This window comes from Streptomyces sp. CAU 1734, assembly GCF_039888735.1.
Classification (GTDB): domain Bacteria; phylum Actinomycetota; class Actinomycetes; order Streptomycetales; family Streptomycetaceae; genus Streptomyces.
Genome location: NZ_JBDQQP010000018.1, coordinates 158,759 through 180,189, shown reverse-complemented (window position 1 = coordinate 180,189; position 21,431 = coordinate 158,759). Strand labels below are relative to the sequence as shown.

General features: G+C 73.9%; 3 protein-coding genes. 1 reads left to right on the top strand and 2 read right to left on the bottom strand.

Going from position 1 to position 21,431, the window contains the following annotated elements; all coding sequences use genetic code 11:
* Positions 1-2 precede the first annotated feature (2 nt).
* Together AAFN69_RS29460 and AAFN69_RS29455 are read right to left on the bottom strand one after the other, a co-directional pair.
* Positions 3-1,016, bottom strand: coding sequence for an iron chelate uptake ABC transporter family permease subunit (locus AAFN69_RS29460; RefSeq protein WP_347731921.1), 1,014 nt, complete (start codon positions 1,014-1,016; stop codon positions 3-5).
* Positions 1,017-1,096: 80 nt separating this feature from the next.
* Positions 1,097-2,134 carry an iron chelate uptake ABC transporter family permease subunit gene (locus AAFN69_RS29455; RefSeq protein ID WP_347731911.1) on the bottom strand — a complete coding sequence of 346 codons (1,038 nt, stop codon included), beginning with the start codon at positions 2,132-2,134 and terminating at the stop codon, positions 1,097-1,099.
* A 177-nt stretch (positions 2,135-2,311) separates the two neighbouring features.
* Here AAFN69_RS29455 and AAFN69_RS29450 point away from each other — a divergent pair, with 177 nt between their 5' ends.
* The gene (locus AAFN69_RS29450) at positions 2,312-21,400 is read left to right on the top strand and encodes an amino acid adenylation domain-containing protein (RefSeq protein WP_347731910.1); all 19,089 of its coding nucleotides are present in this window, start codon (positions 2,312-2,314) and stop codon (positions 21,398-21,400) included.
* Positions 21,401-21,431: the final 31 nt, after the last annotated feature.

Genomic DNA, 21,431 nt, shown 5'->3' with positions numbered 1-21,431 from the left:
GTTCAGCCTCCTGAGCCGGCGCGGTTCGCGCGGATGAGCAGCCAGAGCAGTACGGGGGCGCCGAGTACGCCGCTGACGATGCCGACCGGGAGCTCGGTGCCGGAGATCAGCTCCCGGGCGATCAGATCGGAGACCAGGACGATCAGGGCCCCGGTGAGTCCGGCGGTCAGCGGCGGCGGCCAGGCGGTACGGGTGAGGCGCTGGGCGATCTGCGGTGCGGCGAGCGCCACGAAGGCGATCGGCCCGGCGGCGGCCGTGCCGAAGGCGACGAGTCCGACGCCGGTGAGCAGAATGCCGAGCCGTACCGGCTGGACACGGGTGCCGAGGCCGCGGGCCACGTCGTCGCCGAGCTGGAGGGTGCGCAGCAGCCGGCCGAGGAGGATGCCCACGGGGATCAGGACGACCAGGGCGACGGCGAGCGGGCCGGCCTGGTCCCAGGTGCGGCCGTTGAGATTGCCGACCAGCCAGCCGAGCGCGGCCTGGGCCTCCAGCTGCTCGCCCCGGGCCAGCAGATAGTCGGTGACACTGGTGCAGATCCAGGCGATGCCGATGCCGACGAGAACGATCCGGTAGCCCGTGGTGCCGCGCTTCCAGGCCAGCGCGTAGACGAGCACGGCGGCGGCCAGGGCGCCCAGGAGGCCGAGTGTCTGGGTGCCGAGTCCCGCGTCCCAGCCGAAGACGATTCCGGCGACGACCGCCGCGCCCGCGCCCTGGCTGATCCCGATCATGTCCGGGCTGGCCAGCGGGTTGAGGGTCATGGTCTGGATGAGGGCGCCGGAGATCCCGAAGGCGATCCCGACCAGGAGCCCGGTCATCGCCCGGGGCAGCCGCAGCTCCCGCACGATGAAGAGGGTGCCCGGATCGCCCGATCCGGCGAGCGCCCGCATCACATCGGTGACGGAGTACGGGATGTCGCCGATGGCGATGCCCCAGCAGAAGACCACGAGGACGGCGGCGGTGAGGACCGCGCAGACGGCGGCGGCCCGGGGGCGCAGCACCCCGGAGACGGGCGGCATCGTGAGCCGGACGGTGACCCGTCCGGCGTGGCGGGCCTTCTTGCGGGTGGCCCCGTGATCGTGCGGGAGATCGGTCATGCTCACAACTCCGCGAGTCGGCGGCGGCGGACCATCGCGATGAAGAACGGTCCGCCGATGAAGGCGACGAGGATTCCGGCCTGCACCTCGGCCGGCCGGGCCAGCAGCCGCCCGGTGATGTCCGCGGCGAGCAGCAGTGCGGGGGCCAGGACCGCCGACAGCGGCAGCAGCCACCGGTGGTCGGGGCCGATTCCCGCGTACTGCGCCAGCACGCGGGCGACATGCGGGACGACCAGGCCGACGAAGACCACCGGGCCGATGAGGACCACGGCCGCGCCGGTCAGCAGGGTGACGGCGACGACGCCGAGGGCGCGGACCGGGCCGGTGCGCAGCCCCAGCGAGGTCGCCACATCGTCGCCGAGGGCGAGCCTGTTGAGGGAGGAGCCGAGGCCGACGGCGATGACCGCGCCGGCCGCGAGGAAGGGCAGGATCCGCAGCAGCGTCGCTCCGTCCTGGTTGGCGAGCGAGCCCGCGGACCAGAAGCGGAAGCGGTTGAGCGCGTCCGGGTCGGTCAGTGCGATGGCGCTGGTCAGCGAGAAAAGCAGGGAGGTCATGGCGATGCCGGCGAGGGCGAGTTTGACCGGTGTCGTACCGGACCGGCCGAGTCCGCCCATGAGATAGACCAGCACGCTGGCGGCCAGCGCACCGGCGAAGGCGAACCAGATGTAGGCGTGGGCGGACCTCAGACCGAGGACGGCCACGGCGAACACGATGGCGAAGGCGGCGCCCGCGCTGACGCCGAGGATGCCGGGGTCCGCCAGCGGATTGCGGGTCAGTGCCTGCATCAGCGCCCCGGAGAGGCCGAGGGCCGCGCCCGCGGTGAGTCCGAGGAGGGTCCTCGGGACGCGAACATCCCAGATGGCGTTCTCCACCCGGGTGTTGGGCGCGTCTCCGGTGAGGGTGTCCCAGACCTCTCCGGGTGGCACGCTCAGGGCTCCCAGCAGCAGTGACAGCATCACCAGCGCGACCAGAACAGCACCCGGCAGGATCAGAAGAAGCACCGCGCGGGGATGTGCCGCACCGGATTTCTCGCTCCCCACGTCAACTTCCTCAGGTCGGGCCGACCTTCCGCGCCGGGCGCGGCGGAGCCGCTGCCGGCGATCAGGTGCAACCGCATTGAATTAGGTAATGCTTACCTTAATATGGCGCGGACGTCTCGGCTGCCCGTCGGGACAACCTGCTGGGGAGGCTCGCCCACCTTGTACGGTTCTGAGACGGTGTCAGAAGGTATCGCGGCGTACTGGCGCCGGGTTCTCACCCCGCCGCCCCGGGAGACGGTACTGCCGTCCGACGGGCGGCACCCGGGAACAGCGGCGGGGGAATGGGCAGTTCGGGTCCGCGCGGTCGATGCGGACATCCCGGCCGATGCGGCACTCGCCGCGTACATCGCACTGCTGCACCGCTACAGCGGCGAGACGGCACCGGTGGTCGGCCACACCCCGGGGAGCGGCGGGGATCCGCTGCCGCTGCGGGTGACCGCGGGGGACGACCCCGCCTTCGGTGAGCTGGTACGGAGGACGGCCGAGGCGGTCGCGGGGGCCCGGGAGCACCGGGTGCCGCTCGCGGAGCTCGTCGCCGAACTGAGGCCGGAACCGAACCGCACAGGCGGGTACTTCTTCAACACCGTTTTCCGTACGCGGGTTTCGGCCACGAGTACGTCGGATTCCGGTCCCGGGGATACGGAAATCGGCCCGGACGGTGTGGACGCGTCCGGCGTCCGGGGCATGGCCGTCGATCTGTACCTGGAGCATCTTCCGGGTGAGATCCGGGCGTTCCACCGTCCGGATCCGCTCGGCGCGGAGACCGTGGAGCGGCTGCTCGGCCACTGGGCGACCCTGCTCGCCGACGGCCTCGCCCGTCCGGACACGCCGGTGAGCGCGCTCGATGTGATGCCCGCCGGCGAATTCCGCCGGATCGTCGTGGAGTGGAACGAGACCGGACACGGCGTGCCGCCCGCCACCTGGCCCGCGCTCTTCGCCGAACAGGTGCGGCGGCGGCCCGGTGCCACCGCCCTGGTCTTCGAGGACGAGCGGTACACCTACGCCGAGGTGGACGAGCGGGCCAACCGGCTCGCCCATGCCCTGATCGCCCGGGGCGCGGGTCCGGAGCGGACCGTGGCGCTCGCACTGCCGCGCTCGGCCGAACTGATCATCGCCCAGGTCGCGGTGTTGAAGTCCGGCGCGGCCTGTCTGCCGCTGGACCACGACTATCCGGCCGACCGGATCGCCTGGATGCTCGGGGACGCCGGGCCGGCCGCGCTGGTGACCACCGCGGAGACCGCGCGGGACCTCCCGGCCGGGGAGGGCCCCGAGCGGGTGGTGCTCGACTCCCCCGCGCTCGCCGCCGAGCTGGCGGCCGGCCCCTCGCACGACCCCTCGGACGCCGACCGGGGCGCGCCGCTGACCGTGCTCAACGCCGCCTGTGTCATCTACACCTCCGGATCGACCGGCCGGCCCAAGGGAGTGGTGGTCGCCCACGGCGGTGTGGCGGGGCTGATCGCCACCCAGACCGAGCGCTTCGGCATCGGTCCGCACAGCCGGGTGCTGCAATTCGCCTCCCCGGCCTTCGATGTGGCGTTCTGGGATCTCTGCCTCGGCCTGCTCTCCGGCGGCCGGCTCGTCGTCGTACCGGCGGAGCGCCGGGTACCGGGGCCGGCGCTCACCGATTACGCCAACGCCCAGGGCGTCACCTTCATGATCCTGCCGCCCGCGCTGCTGGCGGCCATGCCCGAGGACGCGGTGCTGCCCCCGTCGGCGACGCTGCTGGCGGGTACCGAGCGGGTCTCACCGGAGCTCGTCTCCCGGTACGCGCGCGGCCGGATGATGTTCAACGCGTACGGTCCGACGGAGGCGACCACCAATTCGACGCTCGGGCTCTGCGATCCGGACATCCCCACCGGGTCGACCGTGCCGATCGGTGTTCCCGATCCGGGCACCCGGGCGTATGTCCTCGACGGGCGGCTGCGCCCGGTTCCGGAGGGTGTGACGGGTGAGCTGTATCTGGGCGGTGCGGGACTGGCCCGGGGCTATCTGAACCGGCCGGGGCTGACCGCCGAGCGGTTTGTCGCCGATCCCTTCGGCGCACCCGGGGAGCGGCTCTACCGCACCGGTGACCTGGTCCGTCTGCGGGCGGACGGGCGGCTGGAATTCATCGGCCGCGCCGACTCGCAGATCAAGATCCGCGGATTCCGGATCGAGCCGGGCGAGATCGAGTCGGCGCTGCGCCGCCATCCGGCGGTGGACCAGGTCACCGTGGTCGCCCGCGAGGACCGGCCCGGGGACCGGCGGCTCGCCGCGTATGTCGTCCCCTCGCTCGCCGCCGCGCCGGGGCAGGACGGTTCGGGGCACATCGCGGAGTGGAAGGAGCTCCACGAACTGCTCTACGGCGCCGCCGGGACGGACGGCTTCCGGGAGAACTTCGCCGGCTGGAACAGCATGTACGACGGCCGGCCCATCCCGGTGGCCGAGATGCGGGAGTGGCGTGACGCCACGGTGGAGAGCATCCGCGCCCTCGGCCCGGCCCGGCGGGTGCTGGAGATCGGGGTCGGTTCGGGGCTGATCCTGTCCCGGCTGGCTCCGGAGTGCGAGAGCTACTGGGGTACGGACCTCTCCGAGGAGGCGGTGCGGGCCCTGCGCGGGCAGGTCGCCGCCGTGCCGGAACTGGCGGGGCGGGTGGAGCTGCGGGCCCGGCCCGCGCACGAACTGGACGGAGTGCCCGAGGGGTACTTCGACGTGGTCGTCGTCAACTCCGTGGCGCAGTACTTTCCCGGCGCGGGCTATCTCGCCGATGTGCTGCGCGGGGCGGCGGCGCTGCTCGCGCCCGGGGGCCGGATCTTCGTCGGCGACGTACGCAATCTGCGGCTGCTGCGGACGCTCCGCGCGGCCGTGGAGCGCCGGCGCGCCGCCGGCTCCGAGACGGCGGACAAGGCGGTGCTGCGGGCGGCGGTCGAGCAGTCCGCGGCCTGGGAGGGCGAGCTGCTGCTCGACCCGGACTTCTTCGCCGGGCTGGAGGGCTTCGACGCGGACATCCGGGTCAAGCGCGCGGCGCACCACAATGAGCTGAGCCGCTACCGGTACGACGTGGTGCTGCGGCCCCGCGCGGCGGGCGGCGGCCGGGGAGCCGGCGCGCCGGGATCCGCCGGGCGGGAGGTGCGCTGGGGCGAGCTCGGGACGGCCGGGGAGGTGGCGGGGCTGCTGGCCCGTCGCCCGGCGCGGCTGCGGATCACGGGGGTGCCGAATGCCCGGCTCACCGCGGACCTCGCCGATCTGCGGCTGCTGGAGGACAGCAGCGGGCCGGCCGCCGAGGGGGTGGACCCCGAGGTCTTCCACACCCTGGCCGAGGCGCACGGCTACCGTGCGGCGGTCACCTGGAACGGGCTCGCGGACGACGGCGCCCTCGATGTCGTCCTCGTCGACCGGTTGGCGGACGACCGTGTGGACGGGAACGCGGACAGGGGTGCTCCGCGTGCTGCGGAGGGCGCTCCGGAGGGGCCGCTCTACCGGGCAGGCGGGGGTTTCCCGCTCGCCAACCGCCCGGCGCCGTTCCGTGATGTCACCGCGCTGATGCGGACGCTGCGCGCCCATGCGGCCGAGTGGCTGCCCGACTACATGGTGCCCGCCGCCTTCGTGCCCCTGGGCCGGCTGCCGGTCACCCCCAGCGGAAAGCTGGACGCCCGCGCGCTGCCGGTGCCGGACTACGGGGCCCTCAGCTCCGGCCGGGCGCCGCGCGGCGCGGGCGAGGAGCTGCTCTGCCGTCTGTACGCCGAGGTGCTCGGCCTGGCCTCGGTATCGGCGGACGACGACTTCCTCGCGCTCGGCGGGGACAGCATCACCGCGATCCAGCTGCTCGTCCGGGCCCGCGCGGCGGGTGTGCGGCTGACCGTGCGGGATGTCTTCCGGCACCGTACGGTCGCCGCGCTCGCCTCGGTGGCCGCGGACCGCGCGGAGAGCGCCGCGCCGGAGCCGGCCGCGGGCGCGGGTCCGCTCGTCGTGCCCGCCGAGGGTGAACTGGCGCTGATCCAGGGCTCGGATCCGCTGGACATCGAGGAGCTGCTGCCGCTCACCCCGCTTCAGGCGGGCTTCCACTTCCACGCTCTGGCGGGGGACGGCGAGGCGGATTCCTATGTGGTGCAGCAGGTCGTCGAGCTGGCCGGGCCGGTCGACGGCGGCGCGCTGCGGCGGGCCGCGCAGGCGCTGCTGGACCGCCACGCCCCGCTGCGCGCGGGCTTCCGGCTGCGCGCCGACGGCACTCCGGTGCAGATCATCACCCGTGACGCCGTACTACCCTGGCGCGAGGAGGGTCCGCTGGAGGCGGCGGCGGCCGACGCCCTCGCGGCCGGGGAGCGGGCGGCCGGTTTCGATCTCGCCGCGCCGCCGCTGCTGCGCTGTGCGCTGGTCCGGCTGGGCGGGGAGCGGTCCCGGCTGATCCTGACCTTCCATCACATCGTCGCGGACGGCTGGTCGCTGCCGGTGCTCCACCGGGAACTGCTGGCGCTGTACGGGCCGGCTCCCGCGGAGCTGCCCGGGCCGGCCCCGTACCGCGGGTATCTCGCCCGGCTCGGGGAGCTGGACCGGGAAGCGGCCCGCGAGGCGTGGCGGGTGGCGCTGGCCGATCTGGACGGGCCGACGCGGCTGGTGGAGGCCCCGGCGGCGGACGGTCCGCTGCGGACCGGCCAGGTCCGGCTCCGGCTCTCCGAGCGGACGACGGCCGGGCTGTCCGGCCGGGCCCGGGAGCTGGGCGTCACCCTCGGCACGGTGGTGCAGGCCGCGTGGGGGCTGCTGCTGGGCGGGCTGACCGGCCGGGACGATGTGGTGTTCGGCACCACGGTCTCCGGGCGCGACGGCGCCGTCGACGGCATCGAGTCGATGGTCGGGCTCTTCATCAACACCCTGCCGACGCGGTTCCGCGGCCGGCCGTCCGACAGTCTCGCCACCGTGCTGACCCGGCTCCAGGAGGAGCAGGCCCGGCTGCTGGACCATCAGCATCTCGGTCTCGCCGAGATCCGGCGGGCGGCGGGTCCGGCGGGCACGGGTGAACTCTTCGACACGCTGGTGGTGTTCGAGAACTATCCGGCCGACACCGATCTGCGCGACCCCTCGGGCACGGTGCGGATCACCGGTCACGAGTTCCACGACGCGGTGCACTATCCGCTCGCCCTGATCGTGAAGCCGGGGGTCCGGCTCGATCTGCGGCTCAAGCACCATGCGGGGCGGCTCCCCGGGGCGGAGGTGCGGCGGATCGCGGACCGGCTCGCGCTGGTGCTGGAGGCACTGGCCGGGGATCCGGCACGGCGGGTCGCCGGACTGGATCTGCTGCTCGCCGGGGAGGCGGCCGGGGCGCACCCCGCCGGGGAGACCCGGCCGCTCGCGGGCACCACCCTGGCCGCCGCCTTCGCCGCGCAGGTGGCGCGCACCCCCGGGGCGACCGCCGTGGTCTGCGGCGGGGAGCGGCTGACCTACGCGGAACTGGACGCCCGTGCCTCGGTCCTGGCGGAGCGGCTCCGCGCGCGCGGTGCCGGGCCCGGCGGGATCGTGGCGATAGCGGTGGAGCGGTCGGCGGAGCTGATGCCGGCCCTGCTCGGCGCGGTGAAGTCGGGGGCGGCGTATCTGCCGGTCGATCCGGAGTATCCGGCGGACCGGGTGGCGCACATGCTGGCCGACTCCGGGGCCGCGGTGGTGGTCACGACCGAGTCGGTGGCGGGCCGGCTGCCCGCCGGTTCCCCGCTGCTGGTGCTCGGCGCGGACGACGGCGCGCCGGGGACCGGGGCGGTCACCGGTGCGCGGGAGGCGCGTCCGGACGACGCCGCGTATCTGATCTACACCTCGGGATCCACCGGGCTGCCCAAGGGTGTCGTGGTCACCCACCGGGCGATCGTGAACCGGCTGGCGTGGATGCAGGACACCTACCGGCTCGGCTCCGGTGACCGGGTGCTCCAGAAGACGCCGACCAGCTTCGACGTCTCCGTGTGGGAGCTGTTCTGGCCGCTCCTGGAGGGCGCGGCGGTGGTGCTCGCCAGGCCGGACGGGCACCGTGACCCGGCGTATCTGGCGGAGCTGATCCGGGCGGAGCGGATCACCACCCTGCATTTCGTCCCCTCCATGCTGGAGGGTTTCCTGCTGTCGGACGAGGTGACCGCCGACCCGTCCTGGGCGGCGGGCCTGCGCCGGGCCTTCAGCAGCGGCGAGGCGCTGACCGGCGCCGCCGCGGCGGGCTGGCATGCGCTGACCGGGGTGCCGCTGCACAATTTGTACGGTCCCACCGAGGCAGCCGTCGATGTCACCCATCACACCTGTGACGAGGCGGACCGGAGCGCGCTCACCGTGCCGATCGGACGCCCGGTGTGGAACACCGGGCTCCGGGTGCTGGACGGGGCGCTGCGGCCGGTCCCGCCGGGGGTCCCGGGCGAGCTCCATCTCTGTGGTGTCCAGCTGGCCCGGGGCTATCACGGCCGTCCGGGGCTGACCGCCGAGAGGTTCACCGCCGATCCGTACGGGCCGCCCGGCAGCCGGATGTACCGCACCGGCGACCTGGTGCGGCAGCGCGCCGACGGGGATATCGAGTATCTCGGCCGCACCGACCGGCAGATCAAGCTGCGCGGCAACCGGATCGAACTCGGTGAGATCGAGGCGGCGCTGCTGCGGCTGCCGCAGGTGGCCCAGTCGGCCGTCACCGTGCGGGAGAACGCCCTGGTGGCGTATGTGGTGGCCCGGGAAACCCCGGAAGCCCCGGACACCGCCGGCACCGCGGACACCGGGGACACCGCCCCGGAGCCGGACGCGCTGCGCGCCGCACTCGCCGGGAGCCTTCCCGCGCCGATGGTGCCCACGTCCTTCGTCCTTCTCGACGCGCTGCCGCTGACCCCGAGCGGCAAGCTAGACCGGTCCGCTCTCCCGGCGCCGGAGGCGGTACGGGCGCGGGCCCGCGCGCCGCGGACCGCCCGCGAGCGGGTGCTCACCGAGATCTTCGCCGCCGTGCTGAAGACCGGTGACATCTCGGCCGATGACGACTTCTTCCTGCTCGGCGGCGACAGCATCAGCTCCATCGGGGTCTCCGGCCGGGCGCGCCGCGCCGGTCTCGTGCTGAGCCCGCGCGATGTCTTCGAGCACCGCACCCCGGCGGCGCTGGCCGCCGTCGCGGCGGAGCCGGCGGCGCCGGAGCGGAGCGAGCCGGACGCCGGCTTCCGGCTCACCCCGGAGGAGCGGGCCCGGGTGGAGCGGTTCGCCCCCGGCCGGGTGGAGGACATCTGGCCGCTCGCCCCGCTCCAGGAGGGCCTGTTCTTCCACTCCACGTACGACAGCGGTGCGCTGGATGTCTACACGGTCCACGAGTCGTTCGACTTCTCGGACCGGGTGGACACCGGACGGCTGCGCGACGCGGTGCGGGTGCTGCTGGAGCGGCACACCGGGCTGCGGGCCGGATTCACCAGTGAAGGGCTCAGCCGGCCCGTGCAGTTCATCGTCCGCGATCCGGAGATCCCGCTCGACGAGGTCGACCTCTCCGCTCTCGCGGCCGGCGAGCAGGACGAACGTCTGCGGGAGCTGATGGACGCGGAGCGCTCGCGGCGCTTCGACCTGACCCGGCCGCTGCTCTTCCGGATGCTGCTGGTCCGGCTCGGCCGGGAGCGCGGCGACCGGCTGGTCATCGGCCGTCATCTGATTCTGTGGGACGGCTGGTCGGCCTGGCTCTTCCTGGACCAGCTCTTCGCGCTCTACGAGAACGGGGGCGACCCGTCGGCGCTGGAGCGGCCCGGTTCGTACCGCGACTATCTGAGCTGGCTGGAGCGGCAGGACGACGGCGAGGCCACCGGTGTGTGGCGGGCCGCGCTCGACGGTCTGGAGGAGCCGACCCTGCTGGTGCCGGCCGCCGGTGACCGGGGTCTTGAGCCCGTCATCCCGGAGCGGCTCGACGCCGTGCTGACGGCGGAGACGGGAGAGCTGCTGCGGGAGGCCGCGCGCGGTCACGGTCTGACCCTCAACACCCTGCTGACCGCGGCCTGGGGGCTGACCCTGGCGAGTGCCACCGGGCGCACCGATGTGGTCTTCGGCACGACGGTGGCGGGCCGGCCGAGCGAGGTGCCGGATGTCGAGAGTGTGATCGGCATGTTCCTCAACACGGTGCCGACCCGGATCGCCTTCGATCCGGCGGAGCCCCTGCCGGAACTGCTGCACCGGATCCAGGCCGAGCGCATGGAGCTGATGGCCCATGACCACCTGAGTCTGGGTGTGCTCCAGGCGGAGACGGGCCACCGCAGGCTCTTCGACACCCTGTTCGTCCTGCGCAACGCGGACACCGGGGAACGCCTCGCCGAACTGGAGGAGAAGCACGGCGCCCGCGCGGTGGCCAATGTGGACGCCACGCACTATCCGGTGAATCTGATCATCACCCCGGGGCACCGGATCGCCGTCACCCTCGCCCATCGGCCGGATGTGATCACCGAGGCGTACGCGACCGGCCTGTTGGAGCGCTTCGTTCTGCTGCTGGAACAGCTGGCGGCGGATCCGCGGGCGCGGGTCGGGTCGCTGGACCCGCTGCTTCCGGCGGAGCGCGAGACCCTGCGCCGCCGGGACACCGAGGGCCGGGCGGATGTTCCACGTGAAACCGTGGCGGACATGCTGGCCGCGCAGGCCGCCCGCACCCCGGACGCCACGGCGCTCGTCTTCGGCGAACAGACCCTCACCTATGCCGAACTGGACGCCCGGTGCGACCGGTTCGCACATCTGCTGCTGGCCCGGGGGGCGGCACCGGAGACGGTGATCGCGCTCGGCCTGCCGCGCTCGGTGGACATGGTGGTGGCGCTCTTCGCGGTGCTGCGCACGGGGGCGGCGTATCTGCCGCTGGAGCTGGACCACCCGGCCGACCGGCTCTCCCTGATGCTGGCCGACGCCCGGCCGCTGCTGCTGCTCTCCACCACGGCGGTCTCGGCGACACTGGAGTGCGCGGCTCCCCGGGTGCTGCTGGACGATCCGGCGGTCGCGGCGGAGCTGGCGGGCCTGCCGGCGGAGCCGGTGCGGGTGGAGTTCAGCCTGGATCACCCGGCGTATGTCATCTACACCTCGGGCTCCACCGGCCGCCCCAAGGGGGTGGTCACGCCCTATCTGGGCCTGACGAATATGCAGCTCAACCACCAGAAGGAGATCTTCGCCCCGGCCATCGCCTCGGCGGGCGGCCGGCGGCTGCGGATCGCCCACACGGTCTCCTTCGCCTTCGACATGTCCTGGGAGGAGCTGCTCTGGCTCGTCGAGGGCCATGAGGTGCACATCTGCGACGAGGAGCTGCGCCGCGACGCCACCGCGCTGGTGGCGTACTGCGAGGCCCACCGGGTCGATGTGGTCAATGTGACGCCCACCTACGCCCATCTGCTGATCGAGGAGGGGCTGCTGGAGGGGCACCGTCCGCCGCTGGTGCTGCTGGGCGGCGAGGCGGTGACCGAGGCGGTCTGGAACCGGCTGCGGGACACCGAGGGCACCTACGGTTACAACCTGTACGGCCCGACCGAGTACACCATCAACACCCTCGGCGGCGGTACGCACGACAGCGCCACCCCGACCGTGGGCCGGCCGATCCGGGGAACCCGGGCCCATGTCCTGGACACCTGGCTGCGGCCGGTGCCGGACGGGGTGCCGGGTGAGCTCTACATCGCGGGTGTCGGTCTCGCCCGGGGCTATCTCGACCGGTACGGGCTGACCGCCGGGCGGTTCACGGCCGATCCCTTCGGGCGGCCGGGTGAGCGGATGTACCGCACCGGCGACCTGGTGCGGCGGCGCCCGGACGGCATTCTCGACTTCCTGGGCCGGACCGACGACCAGGTGAAGATCCGGGGCCACCGGGTGGAGCCGGGCGAGATCGAGACCGTGCTCGCCCAGCATCCGCGGGTGGCGCAGGCGGCCGTCGTCCCCCGTGACGACACCTCGGCGCCGGGCACCCAGCGGCTGGTGGGGTATGTCGTGCCCGCCGAAGCCGACGAGGAGACCCGGGACGCGGCCGAGCGGGAGCAGATCGGGGAGTGGCGGGAGATCTACTCGGCGGAGTACGCCGAGATCCCGACCGCCGTCTTCACCGAGGACTTCGCTGGCTGGGACAGCTCGTACGACGGCTCCCCCATTCCGGTGGAGGAGATGCGCGAGTGGCGGGCGGCGACCGTCGCCCGGATCCGGGAGCTGCGTCCCCGGCGGATTCTGGAGATCGGTGTGGGGTCGGGGCTGCTGCTGTCGCAGCTGGCCCCGGAGGCCGAGGCGTACTGGGCGACGGACTTCGCCGAGCCGGTGATCCGGAAGATCGGGGAGGATCTGCGGCGCGATCCCGGGCTCGCCGCCCGGGTCGAACTGCGCTGCCGGGCAGCCCATGAGACGGAGGGGCTGCCGGCCGGGTCGTTCGACACGGTCGTCATCAACTCGGTGGTCCAGTACTTCCCGAGCCTGGACTATCTGCGGCAGGTGGTCACCGGCGCGATGGAGCTGCTGGCTCCCGGGGGCGCGCTCTTCGTGGGCGATGTGCGCAATCTGCGGCTGGCGCGGGCCTTCCAGACCGGTATTCAGCTGGCCAGGGCGGGTGCGGACGCGGAACCGGCGGCGATCCGCCGGGCGGTGGACCGGGGCATCGCGCTGGAGAAGGAACTGCTGGTCGACCCGGACTGGTTCGGCACGCTGGGCTTCGGTCTCGATCTGCGGACGAAGGAGGGCCGGTTCCACAATGAGCTGACCCGGCACCGCTATGACGCGGTGCTCTACCGGGACGCGGCCGGCGCGGCGGATGTCGCGGACGCTCCCGTGACCCCGTGGGCGGGGACGGCCGCGCTCGCGGAACTGCTGGCGGCGGGCCCGGAGACGGTCCGTCTGGTGCGGGTCCCCGATCCCCGTGCCTCGGGTGAGCTGGCCGCGGTGCGGGACCTCGCCGCGGGGCGGCTGCCGCAGGGGGATCCGGGCGGAGTGGAGCCCGAGGATCTGCGGGAGCTCGGAGCGGCCCGGGGATACCGGCTGCTGACCACCTGGTCGGCCGAGCCGGGGTCGTACGAGGCGGTGTTCGTGCGCGGCGGGTCGTTCCGGTTCACCTCCGGTCTGCACCGGGCGGCGGGGACGTCCTCGTACGCCAACACACCGACGCTCAACCGCGGTGCCGGGGATCTGGTGCGCACGCTCCGGGAGGATCTGGGGCGGCGGCTGCCCGGCTACATGGTGCCCGGCGCCTTCGTCGTGGTGCCCCGGCTGCCGATGAACGCCAATGGCAAGCTCGATGTGAGCGCGCTGCCCGAGCCCGATCCGGCGGTGGCGCTCTCCTCGGGGCGCGGCCCGGCGAACCGGCGGGAGGAGATTCTCTGCGGGCTCTTCGCCGAGGTGCTGGGGCTCCCCCGGACGGGTGCCGAGGACAACTTCTTCGATCTGGGCGGGCATTCGCTGCTGGCCACCCGGCTGATCAGCCGGGCGCGCACCGAGCTCGGCGCCGAACTGGCGATCCGCGATCTCTTCGAGGCGCCGACGCCGGAGCTGCTGGCGGTGCGCGCGGAGTCGGGCGCACCGGCGCGGCCCGCGCTGACGGCCGCCGCGGTGCGCCCCGAGCGGGTCCCGCTGTCGGCGGCGCAGCGGCGGCTCTGGCTGGTGGAGCGGATCACCGGCGGCGGTGTGGCGTACAACTTCCCGCTGGTGTTCCGGCTGCGCGGCGGGCTCGACACCGGGGCGCTGCGGGCCGCGCTGCGCGATGTGGCCGGGCGGCACGAATCACTGCGGACCCTGGTCGGTGAGGCCGGGGGCGAGCCGTATCAGCGGATCGTCCCGGCCGGTGAGGCCGACCCCGGGTTCACGGTGCGGGAGTGCGCCGAGGACGAGCTCGCGGCGCTGATCGAGGAGGCGCAGCGGCGTCCGTTCGATCTGTCGGCGCGGCTGCCGCTGCGGGCCGAGGTGCTGCGGCTGGGACCGGACGATCATGTGGTGGCGGTGGTGCTGCACCACATCACCACCGACGAGTGGTCGGACCGGCCCTTCCTGGCCGATCTGAACACGGCGTACGCGGCGCGTTCGGCGGGCCGGGCACCGGAGTGGGAGCCGCTGCCGGTGCAGTACGCCGACTACACGCTCTGGCAGGAGCGGCTGCTGGATCAGGTGGGCGAGCGGCAGCTCGGGTACTGGTCCCGGGCGCTGCACGGACTGCCGGAGGAGGTGCCGCTGCCGCTGGACCGGACGCGTTCGCGGGGCACCACCCCGGCCACCGGGCGCAGCGGCATGGTGCGGGCGGAGGTGCCGGCCGGGACGGGCGGTGCGCTGCGGGCGCTCTGCGCCGAGCGCGGGGTGAGTATGTTCATGCTCTTCCAGGCGGTGACGGCGACGCTGCTGCACCGGATGGGGGCCGGGGACGACATCCCGCTGGGCGCGCCGATCGCGGGCCGCACCGACGCGGCGGCCGATGATCTGGTCGGCTTCTTCGTCAATACGCTGGTGCTGCGGACGGATCTGTCGGGCGACCCCTCCTTCGGTGAGCTGCTGTCCCGGGTCCGGGAGTCGGCGCTGGCCGCCTTCGAGCACCAGGACGTGCCGTTCGACCGGGTGGTGGAGGCGGTCAATCCGGTGCGGGTGGCGGACCGCAATCCGCTCTTCCAGGTGATGCTGGGATACCACCTGCGCCCGGACGGTGATCCGGAGCTGCTGGGGCTGGCCACCGAGTGGTTCGAGATGGACACCGGGATGGCCAAGTTCGATCTCGACTTCACCTTTGTCGACCACGGTGAGGGGCGGCCCCTGGCGCTGTTGCTGGAGTACGCGGCGGATCTCGCCGACGCGGGGACGGCGCAGGCGCTGGCCTCCCGGATGGTGTCGCTGCTGGAGCAGATCGCGGCCGGACCGGATCGCCGGGTCGGCGCGCTGCGGGTGCTCACGCCCGCGGAGGAGTCCGCGGCGGCGGAGTGGAACGACACCGCGCGGCCGGGCGGAGACCGCTCCGTGCCGGAGCTCTTCGCGGACGCGGTACGGAGCCGGCCCGGCGCGGTGGCCCTGGTCACCGGGGACGGCGCGCGGCTGACCTTCGCGGAGCTGGCGGCCCGGGCCGGGTCGGTCGCCGCGCTGCTGCGGGAGCGCGGGGCCGGTCCGGAGACGGTGGTGGCGCTGGCGCTGCCCCGCCGGGAGATGGTGCCGGCGATTCTGGGGGTGCTGGCGTCGGGGGCGGCCTATCTGCCGCTGGATCCGGAGTATCCGCCGGACCGGCTGGAGTTCATGCTGGAGGACGCGGCGCCGCTCTGTGTGCTGACGACGCGGGCACTGGCGCCGGAACTGCCGGGGACGGGGCATGCGCGGGTGCTCCTCGACGCGGTACCGGAGGAGGGCGCGGTACCGGAGACGTATCCGGTGCCGGAGGACGGGGCCGCCCCGTGGACGTACCCGGCGCCGGACAGCGCCGCGTATGTCATCTTCACCTCGGGTTCCACCGGCCGCCCCAAGGGAGTGATCGGCACCCATCGCGGGCTGGGCAATCTCTTCGGCTCGCACTTGGCGGATCTCATCGAGCCCGCCGAACGCGCCGGTGACGGATCGCCCCTGCGGGCCGTGCACGCGGCCTCGTTCAGCTTCGACGGCTCCTGGGAGCCGCTGCTCTGGCTGCTCGCCGGGCACGAACTCCATGTCACCGACGAGGCCACCATGGCCGATCCGGCCGCGGTGCTCGGATATCTGGAGCGGGAGCGGATCGACTTCGCCGATGTCACCCCGACCTATCTGCGGGAACTGATCCACCACGGCTTCCTCGATCCGGGCCGGCACCTGCCGGGGACCATCGCGGTCGGCGGCGAGGCCACTCCCGCGCCCCTGTGGGAGCGGCTGTGCGCCCTGCCCGGCGTCCGGGCGCACGATCTCTACGGGCCGACCGAGTGCGCGGTCGACGCGTACGGCTGGCACGGCGGTACGGAGTCGGAGCGCGGCCGGTGGGCCGCGCCGGTCGGCAACATCCGCGCGCATGTGCTGGACGGGCGGCTGCGGCCGGTCCCCGCCGGGGTGGCCGGTGAGCTGTATCTGGCCGGGGCCGGTCTGGCCCGGGGCTATCTGGGCAGGCCGGGACTTACCGCCGAGCGGTTCACGGCCGATCCCTCCGGGGCGCCGGGTGAGCGGATGTACCGCACCGGCGACCTGGTGCGGCGGCGCGCGGACGGTGTCCTGGAGTTCCTGGGCCGGGCCGACGACCAGGTGAAGATCCGGGGCTTCCGGATCGAGCGGGGCGAGATCGAGTCGCTGCTGGCGGCCCACCCCGATGTGGCGTCGGCCGCGGTGGTGGTGCGGGAGGACACCCCCGGGATCAGCCGGCTGGTGGCGTACACCGTGCCGGTGCCGGGGCGGGTTCCCGATCCGGCCGTGCTGCGGAGCCACGCCGCGGCCGCGCTGCCCGCGCCGATGGTCCCGGGCGCCTTCGTGGTGGTGGACGCACTGCCGAGGTCGGTGAGCGGCAAGCTCGACCAGGCGGCGCTCCCGGCACCGGACTTCGCCGCGGCGGCGGGCGGGCGGGCGCCGCGCACGCCCCGTGAGGAGCTGCTGTGCGCGGAGTTCGCCGCGGTGCTCGGGGTGGAACGGGTCGGGGTCGACGACGACTTCTTCGCGCTCGGCGGTCATTCGCTGCTGGCGATGCGGCTGGTGGCCCGGATCCGTGCGGCGCTGTCGGCGGAGGTGTCGCTGCGGGAGGTGTTCGACTCCCCCACGGCCGCCCGGCTGGCCGGCCGGCTGGAGGGGGCGGCCCGTGCGGCGCGGCCCGCGCTGACGGAGCGGGTGCGCCCGGAGCGGCTGCCGCTCTCCTCGGCGCAGCGGCGCCTGTGGGTCCTCCACCAGGTGGAGGGGCCGAGTTCCACGTACAACATTCCCTCGGCCTGGCGGCTGTCGGGCGATCTCGACCTCGGGGCGCTGCGGGCGGCCGTGCGGGATGTGGCGGAGCGGCACGAGACGCTGCGCACGGTCTTCCCGGACGAGAACGGGCAGGCGTACCAGCTGATCCTGAGCCCCGAGACGGCCGCGATCCCGGTGGTGGTGACGGACGCCGGGCCGGACACGGAGGACGAGCTCGCGGCGCGGCTGGGCCGGGCGGCGGAGTACGGCTTCGCGCTGGACCGGGAGGCGCCGCTGCGGGTGGAGGTCTTCCGGCGCGGTGCCGGGGAGTGGGTGCTGCTGGTACTGCTGCATCACATCGCCGGTGACGAGTGGTCGGACCTGCCGCTCCAGCGCGACTTGGCGGAGGCGTACGCGGCGCGCTCGGCGGGCCGGGCACCGGAGTGGGAGCCGCTGCCGGTGCAGTACGCCGACTACACGCTCTGGCACCGCGAGGTGCTGGGCGACGAGAGCGATCCGGAGAGCCTGCTCGCCCGGCAGATCGCCTTCTGGCGGGATGCCCTGGCGGGACTCCCGGAGGAGCTGGCGCTGCCGGTGGACCGGCAGCGTCCGCTGGAGTCCACCTATGGGGGCGGCACCGCCGATCTCTCGCTCGACGCCGAACTGACCGCCGGGCTGCGGCGGGTGGCGCGCTCCTGTGATGTCTCGATGTTCATGGTGATGCAGGCGGCGGTGGCCACGCTGCTGACCCGGCTCGGCGCGGGGAGCGACATCCCGATCGGCAGCCCGATCTCGGGGCGCACGGACGAGGCGCTGGAGGATCTGGTCGGTTTCTTCCTCAATACGCTGGTGCTGCGGACGGACACCTCGGGCGATCCGGCCTTCCATGAGCTGCTGGCCCGGGTCCGGGAGGCAGATCTGGCCGCCTTCGACCATCAGGAGGTGCCGTTCGAGCGGCTGGTGGAGGTGATCAATCCGGCGCGTTCGCTCGCCCGCCATCCGCTGTTCCAGGTGATGGTGGTCCATCTGGCCGCCGGCGGTGAGGAGATCGGGCTGCCCGGACTCGCGGCCGGGCGGATGGACACCGGCCAGACCACCGCGAAGTTCGATCTCTCCTTCGACTTCGCGGAGCGGGCGGACGGATCGGGGGTGGACGGGGTGCTGGAGTACAGCACCGATCTCTTCGACCACACCACCGCGGTCTCCTTCGCCGCCCGGCTGCGGCAGATCCTGCGGGCCGTGGCGGCTGATCCGGGTGTGCGGATCGGCCGGATCGAGATCCTCGGCGAAGAGGAGCGCGAGCGGATTCTCGGGGAGTGGAACGCCCGGGGGCGGATCGCCGGACCCACCACCGTACCGGCGCTGTTCGAGCGGCAGGTGCGGCTCACTCCGGACGCTCCCGCCGTCGCGTCCGACGGTCTGGCGCTGTCGTTCGCCGAGCTCAACACGGCGGCGAACCGGCTGGCCCGGCTGCTGATGGCCGAGGGCGCGGGTCCGGAGGGGATCGTGGCGCTGGCGCTGCCGCGTTCGGCGCGCACGCTGCTGGCGATCCTCGCGGTGCAGAAGGCCGGGGCCGCCTATCTGCCGCTCGACCCGGACGGGCCGGGCGGGCGGACGGCCGACATGCTGCTCGACGCGCGGCCGGTGGCCGTGCTGACCACCGCGGAGCTGGCGGGGACGCTGCCGGCGGGGGTTCCGGTGCTGCTCATCGACGATCCCCGGATCGCGGGGATGGACGGCGCGGACCCGGTGGACGCCGAGCGGAGCGCACCGCTCACCCCGGGACACCCCGCGCATGTCATCTACACCTCCGGCTCCACGGGGCGGCCGAAGGGGGTGGTGGTCACCCATGAGAGCGTCGGCCATCTCTTCCACAGCCACCGCGAGACGCTGTACGGGCCGGCGAGGGCCGCCGCCGGGCGGGAGCGGCTGACGGCCGGTCACGCCTGGTCGTTCTCCTTCGACGCCTCCTGGCAGCCGCAGCTGTGGCTGCTGGACGGGCACTGTGTGCATGTGGTGTCCGAGGAGACCCGGCGCGACCCGGAGCTGCTGGCGGCCGAGGTCGTGACGCACGGTTTCGACTTCCTGGAGGTCACTCCGTCGTTCTTCGCGCAGATGGCCGGGGCCGGTCTGGTACGGGACGGGCACTGCCCGCTCACGGTGGTCGGTGTCGGCGGCGAGGCGGTGCCCCTGGCCCTGTGGGAGCTGCTGGGATCGCTGCGCGGAACGGAGGCGTTCAATCTCTACGGTCCGACGGAATCGACCGTGGACGCCCTGGTGGCGCGGGTGCGGGACAGCGAACGGCCGCTGGTCGGCCGGCCGGTGGCGGGTACCCGGGCGTATGTGCTCGACGATCTGCTGCGGCCGGTGCCGCCGGGTGTCACGGGTGAGCTGTATCTGGCGGGCGACGGCCTGGCGCGCGGCTATCTCGGCGCTCCGGCGCTGACGGCCGGGCGGTTTGTCGCCGACCCGTTCGGTCCGCCGGGCGGCCGGCTCTACCGGACCGGCGATCTGGCCCGCTGGACCGCCGAGGGGTGGCTCGACTATCTGGGCCGGGCCGACGACCAGGTCAAGATCCGCGGCTTCCGGATCGAGCCGGCCGAGATCGAGTCGGCGCTGGGATCGCATCCCTCGGTCGGCCAGTGTGTGGTGACGGTCCGCCGCGACGGCGCGCTCACCCGGCTGGTGGCCCACGCGGTCCCGGTCGCGGGCGGCTCGGCGGACCCGGCCGAGCTCCGTGCCCATCTCGCCGCCGGGCTGCCGGACTACATGGTCCCCGCCGCGGTGGTGGTGCTGGAGCGCCTGCCCCGGCTCGCCAACGGCAAGCTGGACCGGGCCGCCCTGCCCGAGCCCGACTTCGCGGCCATCGCCGCGGGCCGGGAGCCGGCGACCCCGCTGGAGCGGACGCTCTGCGCGGTCATCGGCGAGGTGCTGGGGCTGCCGCGGGTCGGCGCGGACGACGACTTCTTCGCCCTCGGCGGGGACAGCATCGTGGCGATGCAAGTGGTCGCCCGGGCGCGGGCGGCGGGCGTGCGGATCACTCCGCGCCTGGTCTTCCGGCACCGCAGCGCCGCCGGGCTGGCCGCGGTGGCGACCGCCGCGGACACCGTGCGGATCTCCGACGACGGCACGGGCACGGTGCCGCTGACCCCGGTGATGCACTGGCTGCGCGAGCTGGGCGGCCCGATCGGCGGCTACCACCAGGCGGCTCTGGTGCGGACCCCGGCCGCGCTGGACCGGGCCGGGCTGGCCGCGGTGCTCCAGGCCCTGGCCGACCGGCACGATCTGCTCCGGGCCACCCTGGTGCGGACATCGGACGAGGAGTGGTCGCTCAGGGTCCCGGCGGCCGGTGCGGTGGACGCGGCCGGCTGGATCGACCGGGTGGACGCGCGCGGGCTGAACTCCGGTGCGCTGCGCACGGTGATCGCCGACGAGGCGCGCCGGGCCCGGGCGGTGCTGGATCCGGACGCCGGTGAGATGGTCCGGGCGGTGTGGTTCGACGCCGGACCGGAGCCGGGGCGGCTGCTGCTGATGGCCCACCACCTGGTGGTGGACGGTGTCTCCTGGCGGATCCTGCTGCCGGATCTCGCGGCGGCCTGGCAGGATGTGTCGGCCGGCCGGCCGGCGTCGCTCGAACCGGTGGAGACGTCCTTCGCCCGCTGGTCCCGGAATCTGGCCGAGCTGGCGCTGGATCCGGCCCGGGAGGCGGAACTGCCGGTGTGGACGGCCGTGCTCGACGGCGGTTCGGAACCCTTCCCGCTGGCCCGGCCGCTGGATCCGGACCGGGACACCGCCGGCACCCTGCGTGAACTGGCACTCAGGATGGAGCCGGAGCGGACCGGTCCGCTGCTCTCGGCCGTGCCCGCCGCGCTCGGTGCGAACGTCAATGAGGTACTGCTCGCGGGGCTCGCCGTGGCGGTGGCCGACTGGCGGAGGCGGCACGGCGGCAGTGACAGCTCGGTCCTGGTCGATCTGGAGGGCCACGGCCGCGAGGAGGAGCTGGCCGGGGCGAGCGCCGATCTCTCCCGTACGGTGGGCTGGTTCACCAGCGTCCATCCGGTACGGCTGGACCCGGGCCCGGTCGATCCGGCGGAGGCGTTCGCGGGCGGTCCGGCGGCCGCCGAGGCGGTGCGGCGGGTCAGGGAGCATCTGGCGTCGCTGCCCGCGAACGGCGTCGGCTACGGCATGCTGCGGTATCTCAACCCGCGTACCCGTGAGGTGCTGGCCGCGCGGGAGGCGCCCCGGATCGAGTTCAACTATCTGGGACGTTTCTCCATCCCGGACGCGACCGACTGGTCGTACGCCCCCGAGGAGGATGTCGCCGACATCGGCGCGGAGGACGCGATGCGGGAGGGCCATGCGCTGGGCATCAGTGTGGTGACCGAGGACCGGGCGGACGGGCCGGTGCTGGCCGCCCACTGGTCCTGGCCGGAGGGGCTGCTCCCCCGGGACGCCGTGCAGGATCTCGCGGAGACCTGGTTCCGTGCCCTGGAGGGCCTGGTGAAGCGGGCCGGCGGCTGAGCGGCGGAAACGGGCGGGTGACCGGGGGTGT

Coding starts and splice junctions, on each gene's coding strand:
- AAFN69_RS29460 (WP_347731921.1), bottom strand. CDS start 1,016: ATGCCGCCCGTCTCCGGGGTGCTGCGCCCCCGGGCCGCCGCCGTCTGC.